Source organism: Serratia sp. BNK-17 (assembly GCF_048684935.1).
GTDB classification, from domain to species: Bacteria; Pseudomonadota; Gammaproteobacteria; order Enterobacterales; family Enterobacteriaceae; genus Serratia; species Serratia nematodiphila.
On record NZ_JBLQTR010000001.1, the window covers coordinates 484,749 to 510,760 of the forward strand.

General features: G+C 59.9%; 25 protein-coding genes and 1 tRNA gene. 15 read left to right on the plus strand and 11 right to left on the minus strand.

The features are described 5' to 3' along the window. Positions 1-59: 59 nt before the first annotated feature. Positions 60-410, plus strand: a complete 351-nt coding sequence (locus tag ACMGF7_RS02440; RefSeq protein WP_075201918.1) for a helix-turn-helix domain-containing protein — start codon at positions 60-62, stop codon at positions 408-410. 337 nt (positions 411-747) lie between these two features. Here the strand turns inward: ACMGF7_RS02440 and ACMGF7_RS02445 are convergent. The 3 genes from ACMGF7_RS02445 to ACMGF7_RS02455 form a co-directional block, all read right to left on the minus strand. After that, a tRNA-Arg gene (locus ACMGF7_RS02445) sits at positions 748-824 on the minus strand. A 140-nt stretch (positions 825-964) separates the two neighbouring features. Continuing rightward, positions 965-1,240, minus strand: coding sequence for a hypothetical protein (locus tag ACMGF7_RS02450; RefSeq protein WP_273875055.1), 276 nt, complete (start codon positions 1,238-1,240; stop codon positions 965-967). After that, positions 1,237-1,446 (minus strand): hypothetical protein, encoded by a 210-nt coding sequence (locus ACMGF7_RS02455; protein ID WP_273875054.1) that lies wholly within the window; start codon positions 1,444-1,446, stop codon positions 1,237-1,239. The genes ACMGF7_RS02450 and ACMGF7_RS02455 overlap by 4 nt, the downstream gene beginning before the upstream one ends. A gap of 205 nt (positions 1,447-1,651) precedes the next feature. Between ACMGF7_RS02455 and folD the strand changes: the two genes are divergently transcribed. Both folD and ybcJ read left to right on the plus strand, forming a co-directional pair. Beyond that, positions 1,652-2,518: a bifunctional methylenetetrahydrofolate dehydrogenase/methenyltetrahydrofolate cyclohydrolase FolD gene (folD, locus tag ACMGF7_RS02460; protein WP_004940177.1), complete on the plus strand. Its 867-nt coding sequence runs from the start codon at positions 1,652-1,654 to the stop codon at positions 2,516-2,518. A 10-nt stretch (positions 2,519-2,528) separates the two neighbouring features. Further along, positions 2,529-2,741, plus strand: a complete 213-nt coding sequence (ybcJ, locus tag ACMGF7_RS02465; RefSeq protein WP_015376914.1) for a ribosome-associated protein YbcJ — start codon at positions 2,529-2,531, stop codon at positions 2,739-2,741. Between the two features lie 60 nt (positions 2,742-2,801). Here the strand turns inward: ybcJ and cysS are convergent, their stop codons facing one another. Continuing rightward, the gene (gene cysS / locus ACMGF7_RS02470) at positions 2,802-4,187 is read right to left on the minus strand and encodes a cysteine--tRNA ligase (RefSeq protein WP_015376913.1); all 1,386 of its coding nucleotides are present in this window, start codon (positions 4,185-4,187) and stop codon (positions 2,802-2,804) included. A 309-nt stretch (positions 4,188-4,496) separates the two neighbouring features. On the opposite strand from cysS, the gene ppiB reads away from it, so the two are divergent. The 5 genes from ppiB (at position 4,497) to ACMGF7_RS02495 (ending at position 9,284) form a co-directional block, all read left to right on the plus strand. Then, positions 4,497-4,991 carry a peptidylprolyl isomerase B gene (gene ppiB / locus ACMGF7_RS02475; RefSeq protein ID WP_164095483.1) on the plus strand — a complete coding sequence of 165 codons (495 nt, stop codon included), beginning with the start codon at positions 4,497-4,499 and terminating at the stop codon, positions 4,989-4,991. A 10-nt stretch (positions 4,992-5,001) separates the two neighbouring features. After that, positions 5,002-5,724, plus strand: a complete 723-nt coding sequence (locus ACMGF7_RS02480) for a UDP-2,3-diacylglucosamine diphosphatase (protein WP_015376912.1) — start codon at positions 5,002-5,004, stop codon at positions 5,722-5,724. A gap of 149 nt (positions 5,725-5,873) precedes the next feature. Next, entirely contained in the window at positions 5,874-6,398 is a 525-nt protein-coding gene (gene purE / locus ACMGF7_RS02485; RefSeq protein WP_004940188.1) for a 5-(carboxyamino)imidazole ribonucleotide mutase, read from the plus strand. Next, complete coding sequence (gene purK / locus ACMGF7_RS02490; protein ID WP_049242728.1) at positions 6,395-7,462, plus strand: 5-(carboxyamino)imidazole ribonucleotide synthase; 1,068 nt, start codon at positions 6,395-6,397, stop codon at positions 7,460-7,462. Before purE ends, purK begins: the two co-directional genes overlap by 4 nt. Before the next feature lie 427 nt (positions 7,463-7,889). Continuing rightward, positions 7,890-9,284, plus strand: coding sequence for a hypothetical protein (locus ACMGF7_RS02495; protein WP_197800141.1), 1,395 nt, complete (start codon positions 7,890-7,892; stop codon positions 9,282-9,284). 94 nt (positions 9,285-9,378) lie between these two features. Here the strand turns inward: ACMGF7_RS02495 and ybbP are convergent, their stop codons facing one another. Together ybbP and ybbA are read right to left on the minus strand one after the other, a co-directional pair. Further along, positions 9,379-11,811: a putative ABC transporter permease subunit YbbP gene (gene ybbP / locus ACMGF7_RS02500; protein WP_420286348.1), complete on the minus strand. Its 2,433-nt coding sequence runs from the start codon at positions 11,809-11,811 to the stop codon at positions 9,379-9,381. Continuing rightward, positions 11,808-12,494: a putative ABC transporter ATP-binding protein YbbA gene (gene ybbA / locus ACMGF7_RS02505; RefSeq protein ID WP_004940192.1), complete on the minus strand. Its 687-nt coding sequence runs from the start codon at positions 12,492-12,494 to the stop codon at positions 11,808-11,810. The genes ybbP and ybbA overlap by 4 nt, the downstream gene beginning before the upstream one ends. Between ybbA and tesA the strand changes: the two genes are divergently transcribed. The 3 genes from tesA (at position 12,465) to ACMGF7_RS02520 (ending at position 14,838) form a co-directional block, all read left to right on the plus strand. Then, entirely contained in the window at positions 12,465-13,103 is a 639-nt protein-coding gene (gene tesA, locus ACMGF7_RS02510; RefSeq protein WP_197800179.1) for a multifunctional acyl-CoA thioesterase I/protease I/lysophospholipase L1, read from the plus strand. The two genes, ybbA and tesA, sit on opposite strands and share 30 nt — an antisense overlap. Positions 13,104-13,129: 26 nt before the next feature. Continuing rightward, positions 13,130-13,906 (plus strand): SDR family oxidoreductase, encoded by a 777-nt coding sequence (locus ACMGF7_RS02515; RefSeq protein WP_004940195.1) that lies wholly within the window; start codon positions 13,130-13,132, stop codon positions 13,904-13,906. 77 nt (positions 13,907-13,983) lie between these two features. Next, positions 13,984-14,838: a co-chaperone YbbN gene (locus ACMGF7_RS02520; protein ID WP_076740492.1), complete on the plus strand. Its 855-nt coding sequence runs from the start codon at positions 13,984-13,986 to the stop codon at positions 14,836-14,838. A 125-nt stretch (positions 14,839-14,963) separates the two neighbouring features. Here the strand turns inward: ACMGF7_RS02520 and cfa are convergent, their stop codons facing one another. From cfa to ACMGF7_RS02545, 5 genes are all read right to left on the minus strand, one after another. Further along, the gene (gene cfa, locus ACMGF7_RS02525) at positions 14,964-16,115 is read right to left on the minus strand and encodes a cyclopropane fatty acyl phospholipid synthase (RefSeq protein ID WP_015376906.1); all 1,152 of its coding nucleotides are present in this window, start codon (positions 16,113-16,115) and stop codon (positions 14,964-14,966) included. 194 nt (positions 16,116-16,309) lie between these two features. Next, positions 16,310-17,212, minus strand: a complete 903-nt coding sequence (locus ACMGF7_RS02530; protein ID WP_015376905.1) for a carbamate kinase — start codon at positions 17,210-17,212, stop codon at positions 16,310-16,312. A gap of 21 nt (positions 17,213-17,233) precedes the next feature. After that, on the minus strand, positions 17,234-18,103 hold the full coding sequence (locus ACMGF7_RS02535) for a DUF2877 domain-containing protein (protein ID WP_060420323.1): 870 nt from the start codon (positions 18,101-18,103) through the stop codon (positions 17,234-17,236). A gap of 16 nt (positions 18,104-18,119) precedes the next feature. Continuing rightward, positions 18,120-19,385, minus strand: coding sequence for a DUF1116 domain-containing protein (locus ACMGF7_RS02540; RefSeq protein WP_049242741.1), 1,266 nt, complete (start codon positions 19,383-19,385; stop codon positions 18,120-18,122). Between the two features lie 9 nt (positions 19,386-19,394). After that, the gene (locus tag ACMGF7_RS02545) at positions 19,395-21,062 is read right to left on the minus strand and encodes an acyl-CoA synthetase FdrA (RefSeq protein WP_049242743.1); all 1,668 of its coding nucleotides are present in this window, start codon (positions 21,060-21,062) and stop codon (positions 19,395-19,397) included. 358 nt (positions 21,063-21,420) lie between these two features. Between ACMGF7_RS02545 and allD the strand changes: the two genes are divergently transcribed. From allD to allE, 4 genes are all read left to right on the plus strand, one after another. Continuing rightward, the gene (allD, locus tag ACMGF7_RS02550; protein WP_015376901.1) at positions 21,421-22,470 is read left to right on the plus strand and encodes an ureidoglycolate dehydrogenase; all 1,050 of its coding nucleotides are present in this window, start codon (positions 21,421-21,423) and stop codon (positions 22,468-22,470) included. Between the two features lie 172 nt (positions 22,471-22,642). Beyond that, the gene (gene allC / locus ACMGF7_RS02555; protein WP_019454127.1) at positions 22,643-23,890 is read left to right on the plus strand and encodes an allantoate deiminase; all 1,248 of its coding nucleotides are present in this window, start codon (positions 22,643-22,645) and stop codon (positions 23,888-23,890) included. Continuing rightward, positions 23,887-25,146, plus strand: coding sequence for an MFS transporter (locus ACMGF7_RS02560; protein WP_015376899.1), 1,260 nt, complete (start codon positions 23,887-23,889; stop codon positions 25,144-25,146). The genes allC and ACMGF7_RS02560 overlap by 4 nt, the downstream gene beginning before the upstream one ends. A gap of 57 nt (positions 25,147-25,203) precedes the next feature. Continuing rightward, complete coding sequence (gene allE, locus ACMGF7_RS02565) at positions 25,204-25,989, plus strand: (S)-ureidoglycine aminohydrolase (protein WP_015376898.1); 786 nt, start codon at positions 25,204-25,206, stop codon at positions 25,987-25,989. The last annotated feature ends 23 nt before the right edge of the window (positions 25,990-26,012 follow it).

Genomic DNA, 26,012 nt, shown 5'->3' on the forward strand with positions numbered 1-26,012 from the left:
TTAAAATAAATTAATTAAAAAAAACGCATAATCAATTGAAAATATGACTCAGGCATATCATGAAAGAAAACACTTGCTTTCAAAAAAAAATCACCACAGAGATCATGAGTTGGATAGAAAACAACCTTGAACATCGCATCAGTCTTGCAGACATTTCCAAGGTATCAGGCTATTCAAACTGGCACTTTCAAAGGTTATTCAAGAAACATACGGGAAAAAACCTTGGTGACTATATTCTTGAAAGAAAATTAAAAAAATCTTATAACTTGCTTTCTACAACAAAATTATCCGTATTTGCTGTTTCTTGTGCTGTAGGATTCAAGACTCAACAATCCTTTATTAGGAGCTTCAAAAAATGCTATGGCATCTCTCCCGGAAAAATAAAAATGAAGCACAATGACAAAAAATAATATAACAAGTTAATCATCATGGAAAAATTCTTCCCATTCATATCGTGTACTGAGTTAATCCTTCTCTCGTCTAAATGATCGGGTGTCTAAGTAGAGTCAGGTCGAAAAATCACGAAATAAAATACTGACATTATTCTTGTCATATTTGAGATAAGAGTTAGGCCTCTCTACGCGTCGATTATTTAGGACATCTGTACGTCATATACCTGATAACAATATCCCAATACAATAAAATAAGAAGTGCTATCAATAAATGCGAGCAGACATAGGAATAATCGAGAACTTGCAGAAATACGGGGGATTTATGGACTGTAGTAGACATCAGGAGAAGTGTTAATGGCACGCCCTATAGGATTCGAACCTATGACCTACGGCTTAGAAGGCCGTTGCTCTATCCAACTGAGCTAAGGGCGCATTGAGATGCGGCAACCTGCGGCTGCGGGTTGCGATTATACGGTCAGAGGTTAGCGAGTCAATGCCTTTTCATGACGTTACGGCGGCGGCCGTGCTTTATGGCGTTTTTTCCACCAGCGCCCGCGCGGCGAGGGTTCTCGTCAACGGGCGCCGTTACGCTGAGCCAGCCCGGCGCCTACGTAAATCGGCGCGTGCTCACGCCCTTGCCGCCCGTTGTCCCGCCGCTGGCAGAGGCGAGCAGACATCACCACTGCGGCAATGTCCCCCCAATCGGCATGCTCAATCACCCGTGTGTTGCAAGTCGCCGCCACGTTTTCAACCCATGCGGCGTCAGCGCGTGCGCTGTTTAAAGAAGCCTGGCTCCACGGCGCCCAAGCCAGCAATAGCGCGCACCCTACCCATGCGCTGCCGTTCATGCGCACAGCTTCCGCCACAGGGCGCTCAGGCGCGCCCGCCACGACGGCGTCGCCTGGTGCTGACAAAGCTGATGCAGCGCGGTGAGTTGCTCACTGTCCACCGGATGCAGCGAAGAATCGAACACCGTCTCGCCCACATGTTTAGGCTGCGCCGGTTGCTCGCCAGGCTGGTGATGCAACGGATAAAGCCGGGTTATCGCTCTCATGATCCTGCCCTCTTTCGCCCTGTGTATGGCCCCAGCGTATGCAAATGCCGGTAAAAATGGCGTAGAGGTTCCTGAAGCCGGCATAAAAAAAGCGTAAATCGGCCTCGCCAACGGCGGCGAGGGTGATTCTGCGCCTGACAGCGCGCTCAGCTTCTGCCAGAATAGCGGCATCCCCGCTTTTCTTAATTGATGGATTTCCACACTGATGTCAGCAAAGATTATTGATGGTAAAACGATTGCGCAGCAGGTTAGAAACGAAGTGGCTGAGCAAGTGAAACAACGTCTGGCGGCCGGCAAACGCGCCCCAGGCCTGGCGGTTGTGCTGGTCGGCGAGAACCCGGCTTCGCAAATTTACGTCGCCAGCAAGCGCCGCGCCTGCGATGAAGTCGGCTTCCTTTCCCGCTCCTACGATCTGCCCGCTGCCACCAGTGAGGCCGAACTGCTGGCGCTGATCGACCAGCTGAACGCCGATGAGGAAATCGACGGCATTCTGGTGCAGCTGCCGCTGCCGGCCGGCATCGATAACGTCAAGGTGCTGGAACGCATCCATCCGGACAAAGACGTCGACGGCTTCCACCCGTACAACGTCGGCCGCCTGTGCCAGCGCGCGCCCAAGCTGCGCCCATGCACGCCGCGCGGCATCGTCACCCTGCTGGAGCGTTATAACATCGATACCTACGGCCTGAACGCCGTGGTGGTCGGCGCCTCCAACATCGTCGGCCGCCCGATGAGCATGGAGCTGCTGCTGGCCGGCTGCACCACCACCGTCACCCACCGTTTCACCAAAAATCTGCGTCACCACGTCGAGAACGCCGATCTGCTGGTGGTGGCGGTCGGTAAACCGGGCTTCATCCCGGGCGACTGGATCAAACCGGGCGCCATCGTGGTAGACGTCGGCATCAACCGTCTGGAAAGCGGTAAAGTGGTGGGCGATGTCGATTTCGACGCCGCCAGCGAGCGCGCCGCCTACATCACCCCGGTGCCGGGTGGCGTTGGCCCGATGACCGTGGCTACACTGATCCAAAATACCTTGCAGGCCTGCGAGGAATATCACGACGTTCAACCTAAATAAGTAAGGCAGTATGGAAATTTTCAATCTGGACAATCATCCCCACGTCGAACTGTGCGATCTGCTGAAGTTCCAGGGCTGGTGTGAAAGCGGCGGCGCCGCCAAAGAAGTCATCGCCGAAGGGCTGGTGAAAGTCGACGGCAAGGTCGAAACCCGCAAGCGCTGCAAGATCGTCGCCGATCAGGTGGTGGAGTTCAACGGCGGCAAGGTCATGGTTAAACCCTAACCTGCAGCCATAGAAAAAGGCGCTGAATTCAGCGCCTTTTTTGTTTTCACTTCGGCCGGCTTACTTACGGCGCCAGGTGGTGCCCTGCGGCCCGTCTTCCAGCACGATGTTCATCTCGTTCAAGCGATCGCGAGCGGCGTCCGCCAGCGCCCAGTCCTTGGCGGCACGCGCTTCGTTACGCTGTTTGATCAGCGCTTCGATCTCCGCCACTTCACCGTCGTCAACCTGTGCGCCCCCTTGCAGGAACTGCTCCGGCTCCTGCTGCAGCAGGCCGAGCACTTTCGCCAGCTTGCGCAGCTCCGCCGCCATGCCGTTGGCCGCCGCCATGTCTTCGCTCTTCAGGCGGTTAACTTCGCGCGCCAGATCGAACAGCGCCGAGTAGGCTTCCGGAGTGTTGAAGTCGTCGTCCATCGCTTCGCGGAAGCGGGCTTCGAACGCTTCACCGCCGGCCGGCGCGGCATCGGCGTCGGTGCCACGCAGCGCGGTATAGAGGCGCTCCAGCGCGGTGCGCGCCTGCTTAAGGTTCTCTTCGCTGTAGTTCAGCTGGCTGCGATAGTGCCCGGACATCAGGAAGTAACGCACCGTCTCCGCATCGTAATGGCCGAGCACATCGCGGATGGTGAAGAAGTTATCCAGCGATTTGGACATCTTCTCTTTGTCGATCATCACCATGCCGGAGTGCATCCAGTAATTGACGTACGGGCCGTCGTGGGCGCAGCTCGACTGCGCGATCTCGTTCTCGTGGTGCGGGAACATCAGATCGGAACCGCCGCCGTGGATGTCGAAGTGGGTGCCCAGCTGTTTGCAGTTCATGGCGGAGCATTCGATATGCCAGCCCGGACGACCCGGCCCCCACGGCGACTGCCAGCTCGGCTCGCCCGGCTTGGACATTTTCCACAGCACGAAGTCCATCGGGTTACGCTTCACGTCGTCGATCTCCACGCGCGCGCCGGCCTGCAGCTGATCCAGATCCTGACGCGACAGCAGGCCGTATTGCGGATCGCTGTCGATGGAGAACATCACGTCGCCGTTGCTGGCCACGTAAGCGTGATCGCGATCGATAAGACGCTGCGTGATCTCGATGATCTCGGCGATGTGCTGGGTTGCGCGCGGCTCTTGATCCGGGCGATCGATCAGCAGCGCGTCGAAGTCGGCATGCATTTCCGCCAGCATGCGTTCGGTCAGCTGGTCGCAGGTCTCATGATTTTCCGCCGCGCGGCGAATGATTTTGTCGTCTACGTCGGTGACGTTGCGCACGTAGTTCAGCGAATAGCCGAGATAGCGCAGATAACGCGCCACCACGTCGAAAGCGACAAAGGTACGACCGTGGCCGATGTGACACAGGTCATAGATGGTTACCCCGCACACGTACATGCCCACTTTCCCGGCATGAATGGGTTTGAATTCCTCTTTTTGACGACTCAGGGTATTAAAAATCTTTAGCATCGGGAGATTCCGTGGTGTGCGTGATAACAAAAAAGATAACCGGGCTTCAGGTTTTACGCCCGGTAGCGTATTGAAACCTGAAGCCTGATCTATTGCAAGGTTAAGGCCAAGCTTTGCTGACTTCACGCGAATAAAATGCGCGAAATTCGCCGGTTGGCACAATTGTTATAATATAACACAAATGCAATTACCACAGACAGTGCGCGGTTGAGCCGCTGCTGACTCGCTGGGGCGGATATGTTATAAGGGCGGTCTGAATGTTCACTCGCTTTACGTGACGTCTCACTTCACCTTGTTAGGATTAAAACTATGGTTACTTTCCACACCAATCACGGCGATATCGTTATCAGGACCTTTGCTGACAAAGCGCCGGTTACCGTTGAAAACTTCCTGAACTACTGCCGCGCCGGTTTCTACGACAACACCATCTTCCACCGTGTGATCAACGGCTTCATGATCCAGGGCGGCGGTTTCGAACCGGGCATGAACCAGAAAGCGACTAACGCGACCATCAAGAACGAAGCCAACAACGGTCTGAAAAACACCATCGGCACCCTGGCAATGGCGCGCACCAACGATCCGCACTCCGCCACCGCACAGTTCTTCATCAACGTGGCTGACAACGACTTCCTGAACTTCCGCGGCGAAAACGTGCAGGGCTGGGGCTACTGCGTGTTCGCTGAAGTGGTTGAAGGAATGGACGTGGTCAACAAGATCAAAGGCGTGAAAACCGGCCGCAGCGGCATGCACCAGGACGTACCGGTAGAAGACGTCGTCATCAACAGCGTGACCGTCAGCGAGTAATCGCGGCTGCATGAGTACGCTGTTCATCGCAGATCTGCACTTGTGCGCACAGGAACCGGCAATCACTGCCGGTTTTCTGCGTTTTTTACGGCGCGAAGCGGTGCACGCCGACGCGCTGTACATCCTCGGCGACCTGTTTGAAGCCTGGATCGGCGACGACGATCCCGAGCCGCTGCACGCGGAGATCGCCGCGGCGCTCAAAGCGCTGCAACAGGCCGGCGTGCCCTGCTATTTCATCCACGGCAACCGCGATTTTCTGCTCGGCAAGCGCTTCGCCCGCGCCAGCGGCATGCAGCTGCTGCCGGAAGAAAAAGTGCTGGAGCTGTACGGCCGCAGGATCCTGATCCTGCACGGCGACACCCTGTGCACCGACGATCAAGCCTATCAGCAATTCCGCCGTAAAGTGCACAACCCGCTGATTCAAAAATTGTTCCTCGCGCTGCCGCTGCGCTGGCGACTGAAGATCGCCGCCAACATGCGCGCCCGCAGCCAGCAATCCAACCAGTACAAGTCGGAAGCCATCATGGACGTCAACCCGCAGGCGGTCGAGCAAACGATGCTGCGCCACGACGTGCACTGGATGATCCACGGCCATACCCATCGCCCAGCGGTGCACCGGCTGGCGCTGAGCAACGGCGAAGCCCATCGCGCGGTGCTGGGCGCCTGGCACGTCGAAGGATCGATGATCAAAGTCAGCGCCGACGCCGTCGAGCTGATCCAATTCCCATTCTGAGTTCCGCGCAGGCGCGCGAGTGAAAATTCGCGCTTTCGCCGGTGAAAACCGGCGACGCAACCGTTTTCCTCGCCGTGCGCTCATGGTATGCTCTACGCCCTCATTCGGCCCTCAGCCGACGCCAGACAAATCACAGGAGCCTTACACCCATGGGAGCCAACGCCGCTTCAGCCGCCAATGCCGGGGCTAAAATCGCAATTGTAATGGGATCGAAAAGTGACTGGGCCACCATGCAGTTCGCCGCCGAAGTCCTGACCCAACTCGATGTCCCCTTCCATGTCGAAGTCGTTTCCGCTCACCGCACGCCGGACAAGCTGTTCAGCTTCGCCGAGCAGGCTGCCGCCAACGGCTTTGACGTGATCATCGCCGGCGCCGGCGGTGCGGCGCATCTGCCGGGCATGCTGGCGGCGAAAACCCTGGTGCCGGTGCTGGGTGTGCCGGTGCAAAGTGCCGCGCTGAGCGGCGTAGACAGCCTCTACTCCATCGTGCAGATGCCGCGCGGCATTCCGGTGGGGACGCTGGCGATCGGCAAAGCCGGCGCCGCCAACGCCGGGCTGCTGGCGATGCAGATCCTGGCGCTGCACGACGCCGCGCTGGCGCAGCGTTTGGCAGACTGGCGTCAGGCGCAGACTGAAGACGTTTTGAACCACCCCGATCCGCGGGAGGACGCATGAAGCCGGTTTGCGTACTGGGCAACGGCCAGCTGGGGCGCATGCTGCGCCAGGCCGGCGAACCACTGGGCATCGCCGTCTATCCTGTCGGCATCGATGCCGAACCCGAGGCAGTGCCGTATCAGAACAGCGTCATTACCGCCGAGATCGAACGCTGGCCGGAAACCGCGCTGACGCGCGAACTGGCGACCCACAGCGCCTTCGTCAACCGCGACATTTTCCCGCGTCTGGCCGATCGCCTGACGCAAAAACAGCTGCTCGATCAGCTCGGCCTGGCGACCTCGCCGTGGCAATTGCTGGCGGGCGCCGCCGAATGGCCGCAAGTGTTCGCTTCGCTGGGCGAACTGGCGATCGTCAAACGCCGGGTCGGTGGCTATGACGGCCGCGGCCAGTGGCGCTTGCGCCCGGGCCAGGAAGCCGAACTGCCGGCCGACGCCTATGGCGAGTGCATCGTCGAGCAAGGCATCAATTTCTCCGGCGAAGTGTCGCTGGTGGGCGCGCGCGGCCACGACGGCCGTTCGGTATTCTACCCGCTGACCCACAACCTGCATGAAGACGGCATCCTGCGCACCAGCGTGGCGCTGCCGCAGCCCAACCCGGCGCTGCAGCAACAGGCCGAGCAGATGCTGGCGGCGATCCTGAACGAGCTGAACTACGTCGGCGTGATGGCGATGGAGTGCTTTATCGTCGGCGATCGGCTGCTGATCAACGAACTGGCGCCGCGCGTGCACAACAGCGGCCACTGGACGCAAAACGGCGCGTCCATCAGCCAGTTCGAGCTGCACCTGCGCGCCATCCTCGGCCTGCCGCTGCCGCAGCCGGTAGTGAGCACGCCGTCGGTGATGGTCAACCTGATCGGCACCGCCGTCAACGAACAGTGGCTGTCGCTGCCGCTGGTGCACCTGCACTGGTATGAGAAAGAGGTGCGCCCGGGCCGCAAGGTCGGCCACCTCAATCTGAACGACCCGAACGCCGCCGATCTGCGCCAGGCGCTGCAGGCGCTGGCACCGCTGCTGCCGGGCGAATACCAAAGCGGGCTGGCCTGGGCACAGCAGAAGCTGGCCTAAGGCGCCGCCGCCGAAAGTAAAAGGGTTCAGCTTTGGCTGAACCCTTTTTTAGGCCTGGTACAATCAAAAAAACCGCCCGATAGCATCATTTATCAACAGCATAATATATATAAACAATGAGCAATATCGGCATGAGATATTGAATAAAACATCAAAAATAAGACGAACACCAACATTTAGTCATTGCACTATCAATCTGCATCATTCTAATTTGAAAAAATAAAATCAAGAGCTAAATTTACACTACACATGATAATTAAATAAAAGTATGAGGGGTCTGTAAACCTAAAATAATTAATGACATGAAATTATAAAAAATTGTCATTACTATATGCATTAAAATAGATACTGACCTATTCATTCTAAAAACAACCATCCAAAAGGTCTGAGCTACAACTGAAGCACTGATATCTTCCGGAGTGACAAAATGAAGCTTATATTTCTCACCCTCATTTTAATGCTAAGTGGATGTGTGGCCAATGCACCATTTCGTACTTCCGATGGGAAAAACTGCGACCACTGGAGAGGGTGTGGCAGTAACTATGAGACACACACCGGCTATGATTTGGGGTTTATCGAATTTAGTGAGCGCGGCCATGATTTTGCTCCACAGCAAACAGCGCAGCTTTTATCAAATATAGCGCGTATGGAAGAGAAAGAAGACGTTGGTGTCATCGTGTTTATCCATGGCTGGAAGCATAATGCATCCGTACTTGATAAAAATGTAAAAAATTTCCAAAAAACGCTCGCCTACGTTGCTGCCCCAAGGATAATAGGAAAAAGAAAGCTATTGGGGATCTACATTGGCTGGCGCGGAATGAGTTTTCATGGCGCAGAGCTTGAAAACCTCACTTTTTGGGATCGTAAATCCGTGGCAGAGGAGGTGGGCCGCAACGGAGTAAAAGATTTTCTCATCAAGCTGGAGTCAATCGTTGGTAAAAATAACAATAATTTTATGCTCACAGTGGGACACAGCTTTGGTGCCGATATTTTACTTTCCGCTTTGAACGATAACCTGCTGGAGAGAATGAGAACAGCTGAAAATAATAGTACATTGAAACCCTTTGGCGACGGCTTGATTCTTTTAAACCCTGCGGTAGAAGCAAACCAAGCCCTCCTTTTAAAAGAGAGCAGCATGAGACTGGGCGCTCAAGGAAAACCCATGCCGTCACTGATGTATGTCATCAGTTCTCGCGCTGATATCCCTACCAACGTGGCATTCCCGGTAGGTCAGTTTTTTGGCAAAAACATAAGATGGTCACAGGTAGAGATAGAAAGAGATTACTTCGGGGTAAAATATAAAATAAAAGAGCAGGATCTTGACGATATAACGGTAGGCAACTTTAAAATGTTTACCACGGGTTACATGTATAATAAAGAACACACCGTGAGCGACACCAGGACATCTCAGTACCATATTCCCGCGCAAATATCAAAAAAAGAAGACCTGTTAGACATTGAGCAATTGATACCGGAAGCTATCAATTCCGGCATTATCGGACCATGGAAATTTAATTCTTATTGTACCCGTACCCTGCACCAGAAAGAACAATATCACCATGATAGACTCCCTTGTTTCGACAACGATCCTATAGATTTCATTTCAGTACCTGATTCTTTTATCTCTAACCACAACGATATATTCAACCGAAACGTAATAACATTACTAATGACAATGACAAGCCAATCCCTCAGCAATAAAAAAGGTAGAATAACGAAATACTGTCAAAAAACAGGAGGGTTTTCATTCGAAGATTGTTTTAACTACTACTACTTAATAAATGAAGATTTCACAGTTAATAAGCATTCAAAACTCTATTAAGGTAAGCGGCGGGGAAAATGCCCGCCGCTTACTGAGTCCCCTGCCCGGATCAAAGAGATTCACCCTTTTCGGCCGCTACCTGCCTCGATATCAACTAGCCCTCATAACTGCGGAACAGCGCCCGGCCGCGCAGCAGGCGCACGCCCAGCCAGCCGCCGCACAGCGACAGCAGCAGCGCGCTGGCCAGCGGCAACGCCCACCACAGCACCGGCGTCGGCGTCCACGGGAAGTCGAATACCCGGCTCTGCAGCAGCCACAGCGCCGCCTCGGCGCCCACCGCCGCCGCGATGCCCGCCACCAGCCCCAACAGGGCGAACTCGCACCACAGTGTGCGGCGCAGCAGCCGTTTGCCGGCCCCCAGCGTGCGGTACACCACCAGCTCCTGGCGGCGCTGACGCATGCCGACCTGCACCTGCGCCAGCAGCAGCAGGCCACCGCACAACACCACCAGCACCACCATCACCTCCAGCGCGCGGCTGACCTGCTGCAGCACGCCGCCGACCTGTTTCAGGATCGCGCCGATGTCCAGCAGGCTGAGCGTCGGGAACTGACGGTTGAGCTGGGTCAGCATCTGGCCGTCGCCGTCGTAGCGGAAGCTGGTAAGCCAGGTCTGCGGCTGGCCGTCCAGCGCGCCCGGCGGGAAGATAAAGTAAAAGTTCGGCTTCAGGCTTTCCCAATCCACCTGGCGCAGGCTGGTGACTTTGGCGCTGAACGCCTGGGTATCGCCGCTGAAGGTCAGCGTGTCGCCCAGCTTGATCTTCAGCCGCCCGGCAATGCCTTCATCCATCGAGACTTCGCCGCTTTTCGGCGGCCAGCTGCCCGCCACCAGCGGATTATGATCCGGCAGATCGGCCAGCCAGGTCAGGTTCAGCTCGCGGTTCACCGCCTCGCCGCCCGGATCGTCTTCATGCACCCGCTCGGTCGCCACCTGCTGGTTTATCTCGGTCAGGCGCACCCGGACGATCGGGTAATAGGTTTCTGGCTTGATCTGGTGCTGCTGCAGGAAGGTTTTCACCTGCGGCACCTGCGCCTCGGTCATATTGAGCAGGAAATAGTTCGGGCTGTCCGGCGGCAGCTGTTGTTGCCAGCGTTCGAGCAGATCGCCGCGCAGCACCAGCAACAGCGCCAACAGCATGAACGACAGCGAGAACGCCGCCAGCTGGCTGATGGTCACCCACGGCTGGTGCAGCAGGCGGTTGACCGCCAGCCGCAGCGCCAGGCTCTTGAGCGTGATGCGGCGCAGCAACAGCAGGCTGCCCCAACCGATGCCGCCCAGCAGCAGCGCCAGCACCGCCATGCCAGCCAGGATCGCCCACAGCAGCGTGCTGGCCCCCATCAGCGCCACCAACAGCGCCACCACGATCGCCGCCGTCACCGGCAAGAAGTAGCGCAGCGGCCAGACGTTGGCCGTCACGTCGCGGCGCAGCACCCGCAGCGGCTGGGTAGCCAGCAGCTGGCGATACGGCCGCAGCCCGACCAGCAGCGAAATCAGCACCAGCGCGCCGAGCGCCCACAGCCACGGCCAGGCGCCGGCGGCAGGCAACGCAGCCGGTAATACCGGCTTCAGCAGGCGGATCAGCAATGCTTCAAACGCCAGCCCGATCGCTCCGCCGCACGCCGCCGCCAGCGCCATCACCGCCAGCCACTGGCCGACGATCAATTTACGCAGCGCGCCGCGCCCGGCGCCAAGGGTTTTCAGCACCGCGATCAGATCGTAACGGCTGCGGCAATAGTGGCTCATCGCCACCGCCACGGCGGCGATCGACAACAGCAGCGTCAGCAGCGCCGACAGCAGCAGGAACTGTTGGGAGCGCTGCAGCGACTTGCCGAGCGCGCTGCCGGATTCCTGCAGCCCGAACCAGCGCTGATCCGGCGTCAACTGCGGCGCCAGCCGTTCCTCGTAACGCTGAATATCCGGCTCGGCGCCGGCGAACATATAACGGTAGGTCAGGCGACTGCCCGGCTGCACCGCGCCGGTCTTATCGACGTCTGCCAGGTTGATCATGATGCGCGGCGCGGTCTGGAATGGATTGAAGCCGGCGTCCGGCTCCTGAATGATTTCACCGGCGATGCGCAGCGTAGTGTCGCCCACCTCCAGCGAATCCCCCACTTTCACGTTCAGCAGCGCCAGCAAGCGCGGCGCCACCAGCACGCTGCCCGGTTCGGGTTTGATGTTGGCCGGGCGCGTTTCCAGCTTGCCGTACAGCGGATAGACCAGATCGGTGGCTTTCACGTCCGCCAGCTGCGGCCGATCGCCGGCATAGGTCATGGTGGTGAACGACAGCTGACGGCTCACCTTCAGCCCCTGCTGCTGCGCGTCCAGCAGCCAGCCTTCCGGCACCGGATGCGCGCTGCGCAGCACCCGATCGCCGGCGATAAAATCGCGGCTCTGCTGGCTGAGCCCTTTGTCCATGCGATCGCTGATGCTGCCCAGCGCCAGCACGCAGGCGACGGAGAGCGTCAGCGCCAGCCACACGATCAGCAGCGACGGCGAGCGCCATTCGCGCCAGAACCAGCGCCAGATCATGCTTCCTCCCACAGTTTGCCTTCACGCAGCCGCAGCCGCCGCTGGCAGCGCGCCGCCAGGGTTTCGTCATGGGTCACCAGGATCAGGGTGGTGTCAAAATCGCGGTTGAGGGAAAACAGCAGATCGGCGATGCGATCGCCGGTCTGACGGTCGAGGTTGCCGGTCGGTTCATCGGCGAACAGCACCCGCGGCCGACCGCTGAAGGCGCGCGCCAGCGCCACGCGCTGCTGCTCGCCGCCGGACAGCTGCGCCGGCAGGTGATCGAGACGTTTGCCCAGCCCCAACTGTTCCAGTAACTGCACCGCCTGCTCGCGACTCTGCCTGTCGCTCTCGCCGCGCAGCAGCGCCGGCAGCTGCACGTTCTCCAGCGCGTTCAGCGTCGGCACCAACATGAACGACTGAAACACGAAGCCGACGTTCCTGGCGCGCAGCGCGGCGCGGCCTTCTTCGTCCAGCGCGGTCAGCGACTCGCCGAGCAAACGCACCTCGCCCTCGCTGCCGTCGTCCAGCCCGGCCAAAATGCCCAGCAAGGTCGATTTCCCCGATCCGGATTCGCCGATCAGGGCGATCGTCTGCGCGGGTTTGACAAGCAGCTCGACTCCGGTAAGGATGGTGAGCTGATGCTCACCTTGACCAACGTGTTTACTAAGATGATGAACTTCAAGAACGTTTTCCGCTGGCATCTTCCCTTCCTTTTGCTGTTGGGATTATTCAGTTTACGCGCTGCCGCCGCCGATACCTTATTGATTTTGGGCGACAGTTTAAGCGCCGGTTACCGCCTGCCGATCGAGCGGGCCTGGCCGACGCTGTTGGCCGAACAGTGGCAGAAAAAACCGGACGCGCCGCAGCTGGTCAACGCCAGCATCAGCGGCGACACCGCCGCACAGGGGCTGGCGCGTCTGCCCGCGCTGCTGAAACAGCATCAGCCGCGCTGGGTGCTGATCGAGCTGGGCGCCAACGACGGCCTGCGCGGCTTCCCGGCGCAGGACGTACAGCGCGATCTCGGCCAAATCATCACGCGGGTGCAGCAGGCCGACGCGCAGCCGCTGCTGATGCAGATCCGCATCCCGCCTAACTACGGCCGCCGCTACACCGAGGCGTTCAGCGCCGTCTACCCGGCGCTGGCCAAGCAGTTCAACATTCCGCTGCTGCCGTTCTATATGGAACAGGTGGTGGTGAAGCCGGAATGGATGCAGGATGACGGATTGCACCCCAATGGGGACGCTCAGCCGTTTATCGCCACCTGGATGGCGGAGCGCCTGGAACCGCTAGTAAAGCATGAGTCTCACTAAATTAGGGTCGTACACTAGGTAAAGTTATGCAAAAAGCGGTATTGATAACCGGCTGTTCCAGCGGGATTGGCTTGATTGCGGCGCAGGATCTGCGCAACCGCGGCTACCGGGTGCTGGCCGCCTGCCGTAAGCCGCAGGACGTGGAAAACATGCGCCAGCTCGGGCTGGAAGGCATCGAGCTGGATCTGGACGACAGCGCCAGCGTCGAGCGCGCCGCCGCCGAGGTGATCGCGCTGACCGACGGCCGCCTGTACGGCCTGTTCAATAACGGCGGTTTCGGCGTTTACGGCCCGCTCAGCCGCATTTCGCGCAGCCAGCTGGAGCGGCAGTTCGCCACCAACCTGTTCGGCACCCATCAGCTAACCCAGCTGCTGTTGCCGGCGATGTTGCCGCACGGCGAAGGGCGTATTATTCAGACCAGCTCGGTGATGGGCCTGGTCTCCAGCGCCGGGCGCGGCGCTTACGCCGCCAGCAAATTCGCGCTGGAAGCCTGGTCGGACGCGCTGCGCATGGAGCTGCACGGCAGCGGCATTCAGGTCAGCCTGATCGAACCGGGGCCGATCTCCACCCACTTTAGCCAGAACGTCAACCAGGCGCAGAGCGACAAGCCGGTGCACAACCCCGGCATCGCCAAGCGCCTGACGCTGCCGCCGGAGGCCATCCTGCCCAAACTGCGCCACGCGCTGGAAAGCCCACGCGCCAAACTGCGCTATCCGGTCACCCTGCTGGCGCACGCGATGAGCGTGCTGCGCCGCATTTTGCCGGGCCGCTGTCTGGATTGGCTGCTGCGCAGCAACGCTTAATTCGCCCGACGGGGTTGAAGAATGGCGGCGCGCCCCCATTTACACCCCATGGCTCCGCACGATCAGAGAGAAAAAAGATGCTAGCTCAAGCTGTTGTTGATATTAACGAAACTAACCTGCACCAGACGCTGGAACAATCGATGTCCACACCGGTGCTGTTCTACTTCTGGTCCGAGCGCAGCCAACACTGCCTGCAGCTCACGCCGGTGCTGGACAAGCTGGCGGCGGAATACGCCGGTCAGTTCATTCTGGCCAAGGTGGACTGCGACGCCGAGCAGATGATCGCTTCCCAGTTCGGGCTGCGTTCCATTCCGACGGTCTACCTGTTTAAAGATGGCCAGCCGGTCGACGGCTTCCAGGGCCCGCAGCCGGAAGAAGCGATCCGCGACCTGCTGCAGCGTTTCCTGCCGAAGGAAGAAGATCTGAAACTGGCGCAGGCGCAGGAATTGCTGGCCGCCGGCAACGCCGCCGAAGCGCTGCCGCTGCTGAAAGACGCCTGGCAGAGCAGCCAGCAGCGCAGCGACATCGGTCTGACGCTGGCCGAAACCCAGATCGCCCTCAGCCGCAGCGAAGATGCCGAAGCGGTGCTGGCGACCATCCCGCTGCAGGATCGCGATACCCGCTATCAAGGTCTGGTGGCGCAGATTGAACTGTTGAAGCAGGCAGCGGACACGCCGGAAATCCAACAGCTGCAACAGCAGGTGCAGCAAGAGCCGGACAACGTCGAGCTGGCGGTGCAGCTGGCGCTGCAACTGCATCAGGTCGGGCGTAACGAAGAAGCGCTGGAACTGCTGATGGGGCATCTGAAGAAAGATCTGGCCGCCGCCAACGGCAACGCGCGCAAGACCCTGATGGACATTCTGGCCGCACTCGGCACCGGCGATGCGCTGGCCGCTAAATATCGCCGCCAGCTGTACTCCCTGCTGTACTGATATCCGTCATACCTGAAGCTGCATCCAGGCGGCAAACGTGAGAAGCCCTGGGAGCTTAGATAACTAAGTGACCAGGGGATCGAACGTGCAGCCAACAACGATGCGGCGGAAAAGACGAAGGGATATCAACGATAGACCCGCACCCCGCCCTCCACGCCCGCCGGGCTGAACAACACCTGCCACAGCTGAATGTTGCGCGAACGGAACGCGCCGGCGCAGGCGTTCAGGTAATAAGTGAACATGCGCTCGAAGCGCTCGGAATAACCGCCCGCCAATTCCGGCCACGCCCGTTTGAAATTCTCCAGCCAGGCCATCAGCGTGCGATCGTAATCGGCGCCGAAGTTGTGCCAATCCTCCATCACGAAACGCCCTTCGCTGGCCTCGGCGATATGCCGCACCGAAGGCAGGCAGCCGTTGGGGAAGATGTATTTGTCTATCCAGGCGTCGACGTTAAGGTCGGTTTGATTGGAACCGATGGTGTGCAGCAAAAACAGGCCATCGGGCTTCAGGTTGCGCGCCGCGACGCTGAAATAGGTCTCGTAGTTTTTCGGCCCGACGTGCTCGAACATGCCGACCGACACGATGCGATCAAACTGACGATCCAGATCGCGGTAATCCTGCAGCAAGATCTCGACGTCCAGCCCGGCGCAGCGTGCCTGCGCCAGCTTCTGCTGCTCGGCTGAAATGGTCACGCCGTGCACCGAGACGCCGTAGTTTTGCGCCGCAAACTGCGCCAACCCGCCCCAGCCGCAGCCGATATCCAGCAGCGTCATGCCCGGTTTCAGCTGCAGCTTCTCGCAGATCATCCTGAGCTTGGCCTGCTGCGCCTGCTCCAACGTTTGCGCTTCTTTCCAGTAGCCGCAGGAGTATTGCATGTAAGGATCGAGCATCGCCCGGAACAGGTCGTTGCCGATGTCGTAATGCTCTTTGCCCACCTGCCAGGCGCGCTTGCGCGATTGGCGGTTGAACAGCCGGGCATAGGCGATGCGCGCGATGTCGCTCAGGCTTTTCGGCAACCGCTCATCGACGCCGGCCTGCAAAATGCGGGTAAACAGCATGTCCAGCCGTTCGCATTCCCACCAGCCGTCCATATAGCTCTCGCCGAAGCCGAGCGAGCCTTCCTGCAAAATGCGTTTGAACAGCGCCGGGTTATGCACCCGGATATCCCAGGCGCGCGGGCCGTTGATGGCGACGCCGGCTTCGGCCAGCATCTCCTCTACAATGCGATACCAGCGGTCTTTCTTCTGGGCGAGTTCATCAACACTGAGCGAATCCATAACAATCCTTGGCCGAAATGTCATTTCAAAAAGCATAGTCGCAAATAAAAATGACAAATTTTTGACGGTAAACACGGGGGTGTTTTTACTCTAGCCAAGGCGAGCAACATCATGAAATGAATAAAAATTATTGAAATCATGCCATTTAGGCATACTTATCCGCGCCAACGCGGGCGCGGATAAACCGAAGGCAGCTAAGGTAAAATAGAGGTGCCGGCCTGGCCCGCCAGCACCGCGTCGATATCCTGCAGGCCACCGATATGCGCCGTCCGCCCGGTGCGATCGACGAAGCGGCTGACCGCCATGATCTTCGGCCCCATGGCGCCGTCCGCCACCGCCATCGGCGCCAGCTCCTGCGTGGTGGCGCGACGAATGGCGCGCTGGCGCGGCGTGCCCCACTCCTGGTACACCGCGTCGGCGTCGGTGAGGATCACCAGATGATCGGCCCCCACCTGTTCCGCCAACAGCGCCGCCGCCAGATCTTTGTCGATCACCGCTTCGCTGCCCGTCAGCCCATGCTCGCCGGCGATCATCGGGATGCCGCCGCCGCCGTTGCAGATCACGATATGCCGCTGCGACAGCAGCAAGGTGATCGCCTCGATGTCGAGGATCTTTTGCGGCGCCGGCGAAGGCACCACCCGGCGGATATAGTTGCCGTCCGCCTTCAGCGTCCAGCCGAACTTGGCCTCCAGCGCCTGCCGCTGTTCCGGCGCATACACCGGCCCGATGAACTTGCTCGGCGCCTGATAATCCGCATCCTGTGCATCCACCAGCACCCGCGTCAGCAGCGTGGACACCGGCTGCTGCGGATGGCTGGCATTCAGCTGCTGCGCCAGCATATAGCCGATCATGCCCTGGCTTTCGGCCACCAGAATATCCAGCGGATAGGGCGGCACATCGCGGTACGCCAGATTTTGCAACGCCAGCAACCCCACCTGCGGGCCGTTGCCGTGCACGATGGCGATGCGGTATTTCTGCGCCAGCTTGCCGATGGCGTCGGCGATGAGGGCGATGCTCTTATACTGATTTTCCGCAGAGAGCACGGCTCCGCGTTGCAACAAGGCGTTGCCGCCCAACGCAATGACCAAGGTTTTCATGGTTTGCACCCGTAGTTGAAATCATACCGTCCCGGCCGGATCCGCGATCCGGCCCTCATGTTCACACCGCGCGCCGCACAGTGCGTTAATCGTCGTCACCCCCAGCCACACGCCCAGCAGCGTGTCCGCCCCCGAGAAATGCCCCAGGTTCAGCACCGCCGCCACCGCCGCCGATACGCCGTTAGGTACCTGCAGCCCCTGCGCCAGCATATGCAGCGGCGTGGCGAACACGCCCCGCTCGGCGTAATGCAGGTAGTGCGCGCTCACCAGCGTGGTCAACGCTTCCAGCGGTGGCGTCTGGGCGAAAAACGGCGTCAGCCCGGCGACCTGGATGCGGCTGTCGAGGTGCGCGCTCAGCAACAGACCGAGCAAGGTGTCGTCGTTGCTCGGCGTCAACCCCGGCCCTTTGCCCAGCGTATGGCGCCAGTCGACCGCGCCGCCCCGCAGCCAACGGGAGAAATCCCGCGCCAGCCTGGCCAGCTCCGGCGTTAACGGCCGCTTCACCAGCCGACCGATTTCGCCGTGCAACCCGCACTGCGCCGTGCAGCGCTGCAATACCGCCGCCAGCGGCCGATCGGCAATGGCCGCCCGCTGCGCCAGCGCCAGATCCCGCGCCATCGCGGCGGGCCGAACAAGGAGCGCATCCAACGTGATGCCTGCGGCGGAGAAAGTGCAGCGTCGTACAGACGGCACCGCACGCCGCACGCGATCGAAATCCCGCGCGCCGAGCTGCCACCCCATCGGGCTCAGGCCGCTGCCGGCGCGGTGCAGCGTCAGCAGCCGCGCGTTTTCCGTCAGGAAATTGATCGCGTTGGTGAAGCTGCCGACGCAGCGCAGCGCGCCATAGTCCCGCGTCACATGGCGGCTGCCGGCCAGCGCGACAATGTCCATACGCCCCTCCGTTCACTTACGCCGTGATGCCGAGCTTATCGGCCAGCGCTTCGATCGCCTTCTCGAAACAACCGAGCGGCGCACGCACCGTGCCTGCGCCGATCTGCCCGACCCCGGCTTCGCGGTGAGCAATGCCGGTGTTGATCAGCGGCGTGATGCCGGTTTCCACCACCCGCCGGGCATCCAGCCCCAGGCAGGCGCCCTGGAAGTCCCAGGTCGGGATCTGCAGCATCATGTTGCGCTCAAGATAGATCTCCGCCATTTCCTCGGAGATGTCGGTGGCGGCGCTCATGCCGCCGGAAGCCCCGACGAAACGCGTCACGCCCGGGGCCGCGACCATCGCCGCCCCACCGATGCCGAAGGTTTCGGTGATCGCGCTGTCGCCGATGTCCGGGTTGGCGTCCGCCTGGCTGAAGCCGGAGAAGAACAGCCCTTCCGGCGTATTGACCGGCGCGGTGAACCAACGATCGCCCATGCCGCTGATCTTGACGCCAAAGTTCTTGCCGTTGCGGGTCATTACCGTGACGATAGTGCCCTGCTCAATTTCTGCTCCCGCATCCATCGCCGCCTTGCAGTAAGCCATCGCCAGATTGAGGAAGAACTGATCGGTGATGCTGAGGAACTGCATCACCTGCGCCAGCTCCGCCTTATCGCGAGGCAGCAGGCTAATCTCCGGCGCCAATCTGCGCATCAATAGCGCTGAGGCTGCGATATTGCGCTGGTGGAATTCGTCCCCCATGCTGATCGCCTGCGCCATCAGCGCGGTCAGATCGATCCCCTCCTCCAGCGTCGCCAGCACCGCTTTCAGCACCGGAGCCAAAGAGTCGCGCATCCAGCGCAGACGCTGCTGCACATCCTCGCCATAGGCGCCGAAGCGCATCACCTTACCGATGCCTTCGTTCATGTTGCAGTAGGCGTAGTTGCCGTGGACGGTGTTCCTGACCACCACCATCGGCATGTGGGCCGAGGTGATGCCGCCCATCGGCCCCACCGCGCTCACGCTGTGGCATGGGATGAACTCGATTTCCCCTTGCTCCAGCAGCGCCAGCGCCTGCTGTTCATCCTGCGCCCAGCCTTCGAACAGGCAGGCGCCAATGCAGGCACCGCGCACCGGACCGCTCATCTCTTGCCAGGTGACCGGCGGCCCGGCGTGCAGCAGCTTGCGTCCTTCAGCCAGCTGCGGGATCAACCGATGCGCCAGATCCACATCCTGCCAGTGCGGGCGCGCCTCGCGGATACGGGCGATAACGGCGGCGTTTGCTTGCTCAATCGTTGCGTACATAGCGGTTCCTTACTTTAATTTTTTCAAGATGTTGGCTAATCGTTGATCGCCGCCGGCCACCGGCGCCCACTGGTAATGCACCACCGGGATGTCGCTGGTTTGCAGGTCATCGGCGAAGCTGCGCAGCCCGGCGTTGATCACCGCGACGCCGTCCAGCAAGGCCGGCCGTTCACGTTCAGGTGCGGGTAAGACGGGGGTAATCAGCTGATGCGCCAACGCGACCGCCGCCGGCAGCGACGGCATCACCGCGATGCCGGCCTCCTGCAGGGTGGCGATTTGCCGCGAGCGCTGCTGCGGATCCTGTTCGGTGCCGGTGACGGTAGCGATCGCCGCCAGCGGGTGGGCCGCGCCGCGCGCCGCGCGCACGTTGGCCACCTCGTCCGCCAGCGACGCCGCCGGATCGTCCTGGGCGCCAAAGCCGATAACCACGTCCAGCAGCAACACGCCGGTCTGCGGCTGCTGCGCCAGGCGGGCGATCTCTTGATTGCGGGCGGTCGGATCAATCATCGGGTGCGGGCGCCCCTGGGTATAAAAGTCATCGCCCATGTCGATGATGCGATGGCCGTCGGTCACCAGCATGGCGCCGCGCGGGTGTTCGCTATCCACCGGCAAGCGCAGTTTTTCCGCCAGCAACATCGCGCATTCGGCCGCCAGCGTGCCGCCGGCGTACAGTCCGGCGATTTTGCCGCCGGGCACCGCGGGCTGTTGCGCCGCCTGTTGCTGCACGCAGCCCAGCATCGCCGCCAGCCGCGCCGCTTCATCCAGCGTGGCGGCGAACGTGATGTTTCCATCCTGACGCACGGCGGACTGCGCGCCGAGGAACAGCGCCACCACCGGCTTGCCGAGCGCTTTCATTTCGTCGATCACCCGCTGACGCACCTCGGGCGCCGGCGGTTTGGACACGAACGCCAGCACCTGGCTCTGCGGATCCGCCGCCAGCATGCGCAGCGCGCTGATGGCGCTGATGCCGCCGATCTCCGCCGTCAGATCCCGCCCGCCCAGGCCGATAGCGTGCGAGATGCCCTGTCCCGCCAGGGTAATTTGCGAGATCAGCTCCTGAATGCCGGTACCGGAGGCGCCGACCACGCCGATGGATCCGGCGGGCGCCACGTTGGCGAACGCCAGCGGCGCGCCGGCGATGCAGGCAGTGCCGCAGTCCGGCCCCATCACGATCAGCCCACGCTCGCGCGCCTTGGTTTTCAGCGCCACTTCCTGCGCCGGGCTGACGTTGTCGGAGAACATCATCACGTTGCAGCCGTCTTCCAGCGCCCGATCCGCCAACTCCGCCGCGTATTCGCCGGCGATCGAGATCAGTGCCAGATTGGCGGCCGGCAGCTTCTGCCGGGCGGTGCGCCAGCTGCGCGCCCGCAGCAGTTTTTTACCGCCCTGGCCGCCCTGCGCAATCGCCTTGAGCGCCGCCTCCAGCGCCGCGCCGATCTCCTCGGCGATCGACTCGTCGGCGGACTCCGCTTTGATCGCCACGCAAATATCGTTCGGCGTCGCTTCGCTAAACTGCGGATGCCAGAAACCGGTCACCTCCAATAAGGATTTATTGGCCGGCGTCCCCATCATGACGGATATTTCCTCAACCTTGGGAGACTCACTGAGTTTGCGGGAGATCAACATCAGGCTGACGGAATCCTGAAAGCTCCCCTTTTTAATAAAAGCATGGATCATGGTGATATCCTTACGACAGCATTTAATAATATCGGCAATATTTCCCGCACCGGCGGCACGGCGATGCATTGAATCCAGCGAAAAGGTTAATTATCAAGCTACAAATTAAAATCACGCCCAGAGGTGAGTGCGGTCACACTTTATTCATTGTTAGAAAAAATAACTTAATCGTCTGAATATTAGTTAATCCAGACGCGAGAAAATCATTTATAAAAAACTTCTAACAATGACGATTTAATTCAACGAATTTTTAATTCAATAGAGTAAAACGCATCTGGATCACATTATTCCCCCCCGGTATTTATACATTACAACGCAGAGGCGAATTAAATAAACCGTAGTGATAAAAGGACTGTATATGAAGGTCTCTAAACAACAATTGCATCAGCTTATCCAGCAAAAAATTCACGCCGCCGGCCTGAGCCAGGAGCACGCCGGCATCGTCGCCGACGTGCTGGTTCATGCCGATGCGCGCGGCATCCACTCCCACGGCGCGGTCAGGGTCGAATACTATTCCGAACGCATCAGCAAGGGCGGCACCAACAATCATCCCCATTTCACCTTTGAAAAAACCGGCCCCTGCAGCGCCATTTTCGACGGCGACAACGGCGCCGGGCACGTGGCGGCCAAGCTGAGCATGGATCGCGCCATCGAGATGGCGAAAGAGAACGGCGTTGCGGTGGTGGGCGTTCGCCGCATCGGCCACAGCGGCGCGCTGTCGTACTTCGTGCAGCAGGCGGCGCGCGCCGGCATGGTCGGCATCTCGCTGTGCCAATCCGATCCGATGGTGGTGCCGTACGGCGGCGCCGAAGTCTACTACGGCACCAACCCTATCGCCTTCTCTGCGCCGGGCGAAGGCGACGAGCTGATTACCTTCGATATGGCCACCACCGTGCAGGCCTGGGGGAAAGTGCTGGACGCCCGCTCGCGCAACGCCGCCATTCCCGACACCTGGGCGGTGGACGCCGAGGGCAAGCACACCACCGATCCGTTCGCCGTCAGCGGGCTGCTGCCGATCGCCGGGCCGAAAGGCTACGGCCTGATGATGATGGTCGACGTGCTGTCGGGCATTTTGCTCGGCCTGCCGTTCGGCAAACACGTCAGCTCGATGTATCACGATCTTAGCGCCGGCCGGGAATTGGGCCAATTGCATATCGTCCTGAACCCAGGTTATTTCACCAACGAATCGGCGTTCCGTAAAAATATCAGCCAGGTCATGAAAGAGTTGAACGCCGTTAAACCGGCGCCGGGCGTCAGTAAAGTGCTTTACCCGGGACAGAACAGCCATGCGCGTGAAATGGAAAGCGAGAAAAACGGTATCGAAATCGTCGACGATATTTATCAATACTTAATTTCAAATGCTATTTACCAGCGTTCTTACGATCACAAAGACCCCTTCGCCAGTTAACGCAATCTTATTATCGTGGGCTTTTTACGCCGCGGCTCGCGGTTGATATTTCAGAGCCGGGGAGAAAAAAGAAAACCTTCATCAGCGCGCTCAGCGCAATAGGTCGGCCGGCGGCGAATATCATCCGCCCTGGCCGCATCGCCGCTGAGACATAACATGCGGGCAGGTAAACATGAAAGACTTCCAACAAGAAATCCGTGATATTTCCGGCTGGTTATCGAAAATCGGCGCCGACCCCAGCGGCGGCATGACGCGTCTGCTTTATACCCCGGAATGGATCGAGGCGCAGCACGCGTTGAAAAACGCCTTCGACGCCGCCGGTCTGAGCACCCATTTTGATGCGGTCGGCAACCTGTTCGGGCGGCTGGAGGGCAGCAAATACCCCGACCAGGTGATTCTCTCCGGTTCGCACATCGATACGGTGGTCAACGGCGGCAACCTCGACGGCCAGTTCGGCATTGAAGCCGCCTTTATGGCGATCAAATACCTCAAGGATACCTACGGCCCGCCGCTGCGCAGTCTGGAAGTCATCGCGCTGGCGGAAGAAGAAGGCAGCCGCTTCCCCTATGTGTTCTGGGGCAGCAAGAACATCGTCGGCCTGGCCCGGCGGGAGGACGTGCAACACATTACGGACGCCAAGGGCGTCGGCTTCGTCAACGCCATGCGCGACGCCGGTTTCGATTTCCCGCCGCCGCATCAGCCGCTGCGCAGTGATATCGCGGCCTTCGTCGAGATCCATATCGAGCAGGGCAAAGTGCTGGAAACCGAAGGAAAAACCCTCGGCGTGGTGACCAGCATCGTCGGCCAACGGCGCTATGACGTGCGGCTGCAGGGCGAAGCCAACCACGCCGGCACCACCCCGATGAGCTACCGCCGGGATACCGTGCACGCCTTCAGCCGCATCTGCTGCGAATCGATCGCCAAGGCGCGCGCCGAGGGCGATCCGCTGGTGCTGACCTTCGGCAAGGTGGAGCCGAAGCCGAACACCGTCAACGTGGTGCCGGGCTTCACCCACTTCACCCTCGACTGCCGCCATACCGATCAGGCCGCGCTGCTGCGCTTCACGCAGGAGATCGAGCAGGATATCCAGCGCATCTGCGCCGAGATGGGCATCGAGGCCGAGATCGATCTGTGGATGGACGAAGCGCCGATCCCGATGAACGAACAGCTGGTGGCCTGCGTCAGCCGCCTGTGTGAAACGCAGCGGCTGAATTACCGCATGATGCACAGTGGCGCCGGGCACGACTCGCAAATTTTCGCCCCGCGCGTGCCGACGGTGATGATGTTCGTGCCGAGCATCGCCGGCATCAGCCATAACCCGGCGGAAAAAACCGCCGTCGCCGATCTGAACGAAGGGGTGAAAATCCTGGCGCAGACGCTGTATCAACTGGCCTACACCGAACAGGGGGCCGAGGCATGAGCAACGACATCGACCCGCGCTACTGGAAAAAGATCGTCGTCGTGCTCTGCCTGGGCTGGGCGGTGATCTGGATCTACCGCACCGTTCTGACGCCGATCTTTCCCGAGATCCAACAGACCATCGGCGCGCACTCCAATGCGGAAATGGGGCTGATCGCCAGCTTCTACTTCTTCGCCTATACCGGCATGCAGATCCCGGCGGGCATCCTGGTGGACAAATTCGGCAAGAAGGTGGTGTTGATCCCGGGCTTCTGCCTGTTCATCATCGCCACCTTGCTGATCGGCAACGCCACCAGCCTGACCATGGTCTATGCCGGCAGCCTGCTGGCGGGCATGGGTTGCGGCTCTTATTACGGCTCGGCTTACTCCCTGTCGTCGGAGAATATCCCGCTGGAGCGCCGTGGCCTGGCGACCGCGGTGATCAACAGCGGCTCGGCGCTCGGCATGGCCATCGGCCTGATCGCCTCCAGCCTGCTGGTGAAAAGCTTCAACATGAACTGGCAGATCATGCTGTTCATCATCACCGGCCTGCTGGTGGTGATGACGCTGGTGTTCGCCGTGGTCATCAAAGGCTCGCAGCCTCAAACGCCGGCAGCCGTCAGCCAGACCGTTGCGCCGGCGGCGCTCGCGCCCGAAGAAGACGGTCAGGCCAGCGGCCTGTTCAGCCTGCGCATGATCTCCGCCTACGCGATGTACTTCGCCACCTGCTACGGCTACTACATGATAGTCACCTGGCTGCCCTCGTTCCTGCAGCAAGAGCGCGGCTTTGAAGGGGTAGCCATCGGCTTCTCCTCCGCCCTGGTGGCCTTCGCGTCGGTGCCGGGCGCGCTGTTCTTCAGCCGCATGTCCGACCGTTTCCGCAACAAGAAGGTGCAGTTGATCATCTTCCTCGAGCTGTGCGCGGCGGTAATGCTGGTCTGCACCGTCATTTCGCCGGACTCCACCATGCTGCTGATCAGCCTGATCCTGTACGGGCTGTTGGGTAAGCTGGCGGTCGATCCGATCATGATCTCCTTCGTCGCCGACAACGCGCCGAAGAAAGGCTATGGCACCAGCTTCGGCGTGTTCAACTTCTTCGGCATGTCCTCGTCGGTGATCGCCCCCTTCCTCACCGGCGTGATCTCCGACAGCACCGGCTCCAAGGTGATGGGCTTTTACATCTCCGCCGCCATCCTGCTGGTGGGCACCGCCATTTTCTTCACCGTCAATGTCTTGATGAAACGCACTACGCCAACCCGAACGGCCACCGAGGCCTGACGGCGCTTTTTTACCGGGCGCCGCCGCGGCGCCCTTTCAACGATCAGGAGAATCAACGTGGGTTACTTCAACAATCAAACCGGTTATCCAACCGACATTCTGTCAACGCGCGCCATCATCAAACGCGGCAACTATGCGCTGATCCCGCCGAACGGCCTGGTGCGCAACGTCATTCCCGGTTTTGAAAACTGCGACGTCACCATCTTGTCGACGCCGAAACTGGGCGCCACCTTCGTCGATTATCTGGTGACGCTGCACGACTGCGGCCGCAACACCAAAGGCTTTGGCGGCGAAGAGATCGAAACCTTCGTGTACGTCATCGACGGCGCCATCACCGCTTCCGCCGACGCCACCGATTACCCGCTGAGCGCCGGCGGCTACCTTTACTGCCCGGCGGGCGTCACGATGCGGCTGGAAAACGCCAACGGCGGCCAATCCAGCCGCCTGTTCCTCTACAAACGCCGCTACCAGCGCATCAAGGGCTACGAGGCGCACGTGGTCAGCAACAACGTCGCCAACCTGGAGCAGATCCACTACGAGGGCATGAGCGAGGTGATCCTGCAGGATCTGCTGCCGAAAGATCTGGGCTTCGACATGAATATGCACATCCTCTCCTTCGCCCCCGGCGCCAGCCACGGCTACATCGAGACCCACGTGCAGGAGCATGGTGCCTATATTCTCAGCGGCGCCGGCGTGTACAACCTGGACAATGAATGGATGCCGGTGAAGCAAGGCGACTACATCTTCATGGGCGCCTATGTGCAGCAGGCGGGCTATGCGGTGGGCCAGGAAACCTTCAGCTACATCTACTCCAAGGATTGCAACCGCGACGTCGAGCCATAAGCACTTCGCCGCCAAAACCCAGG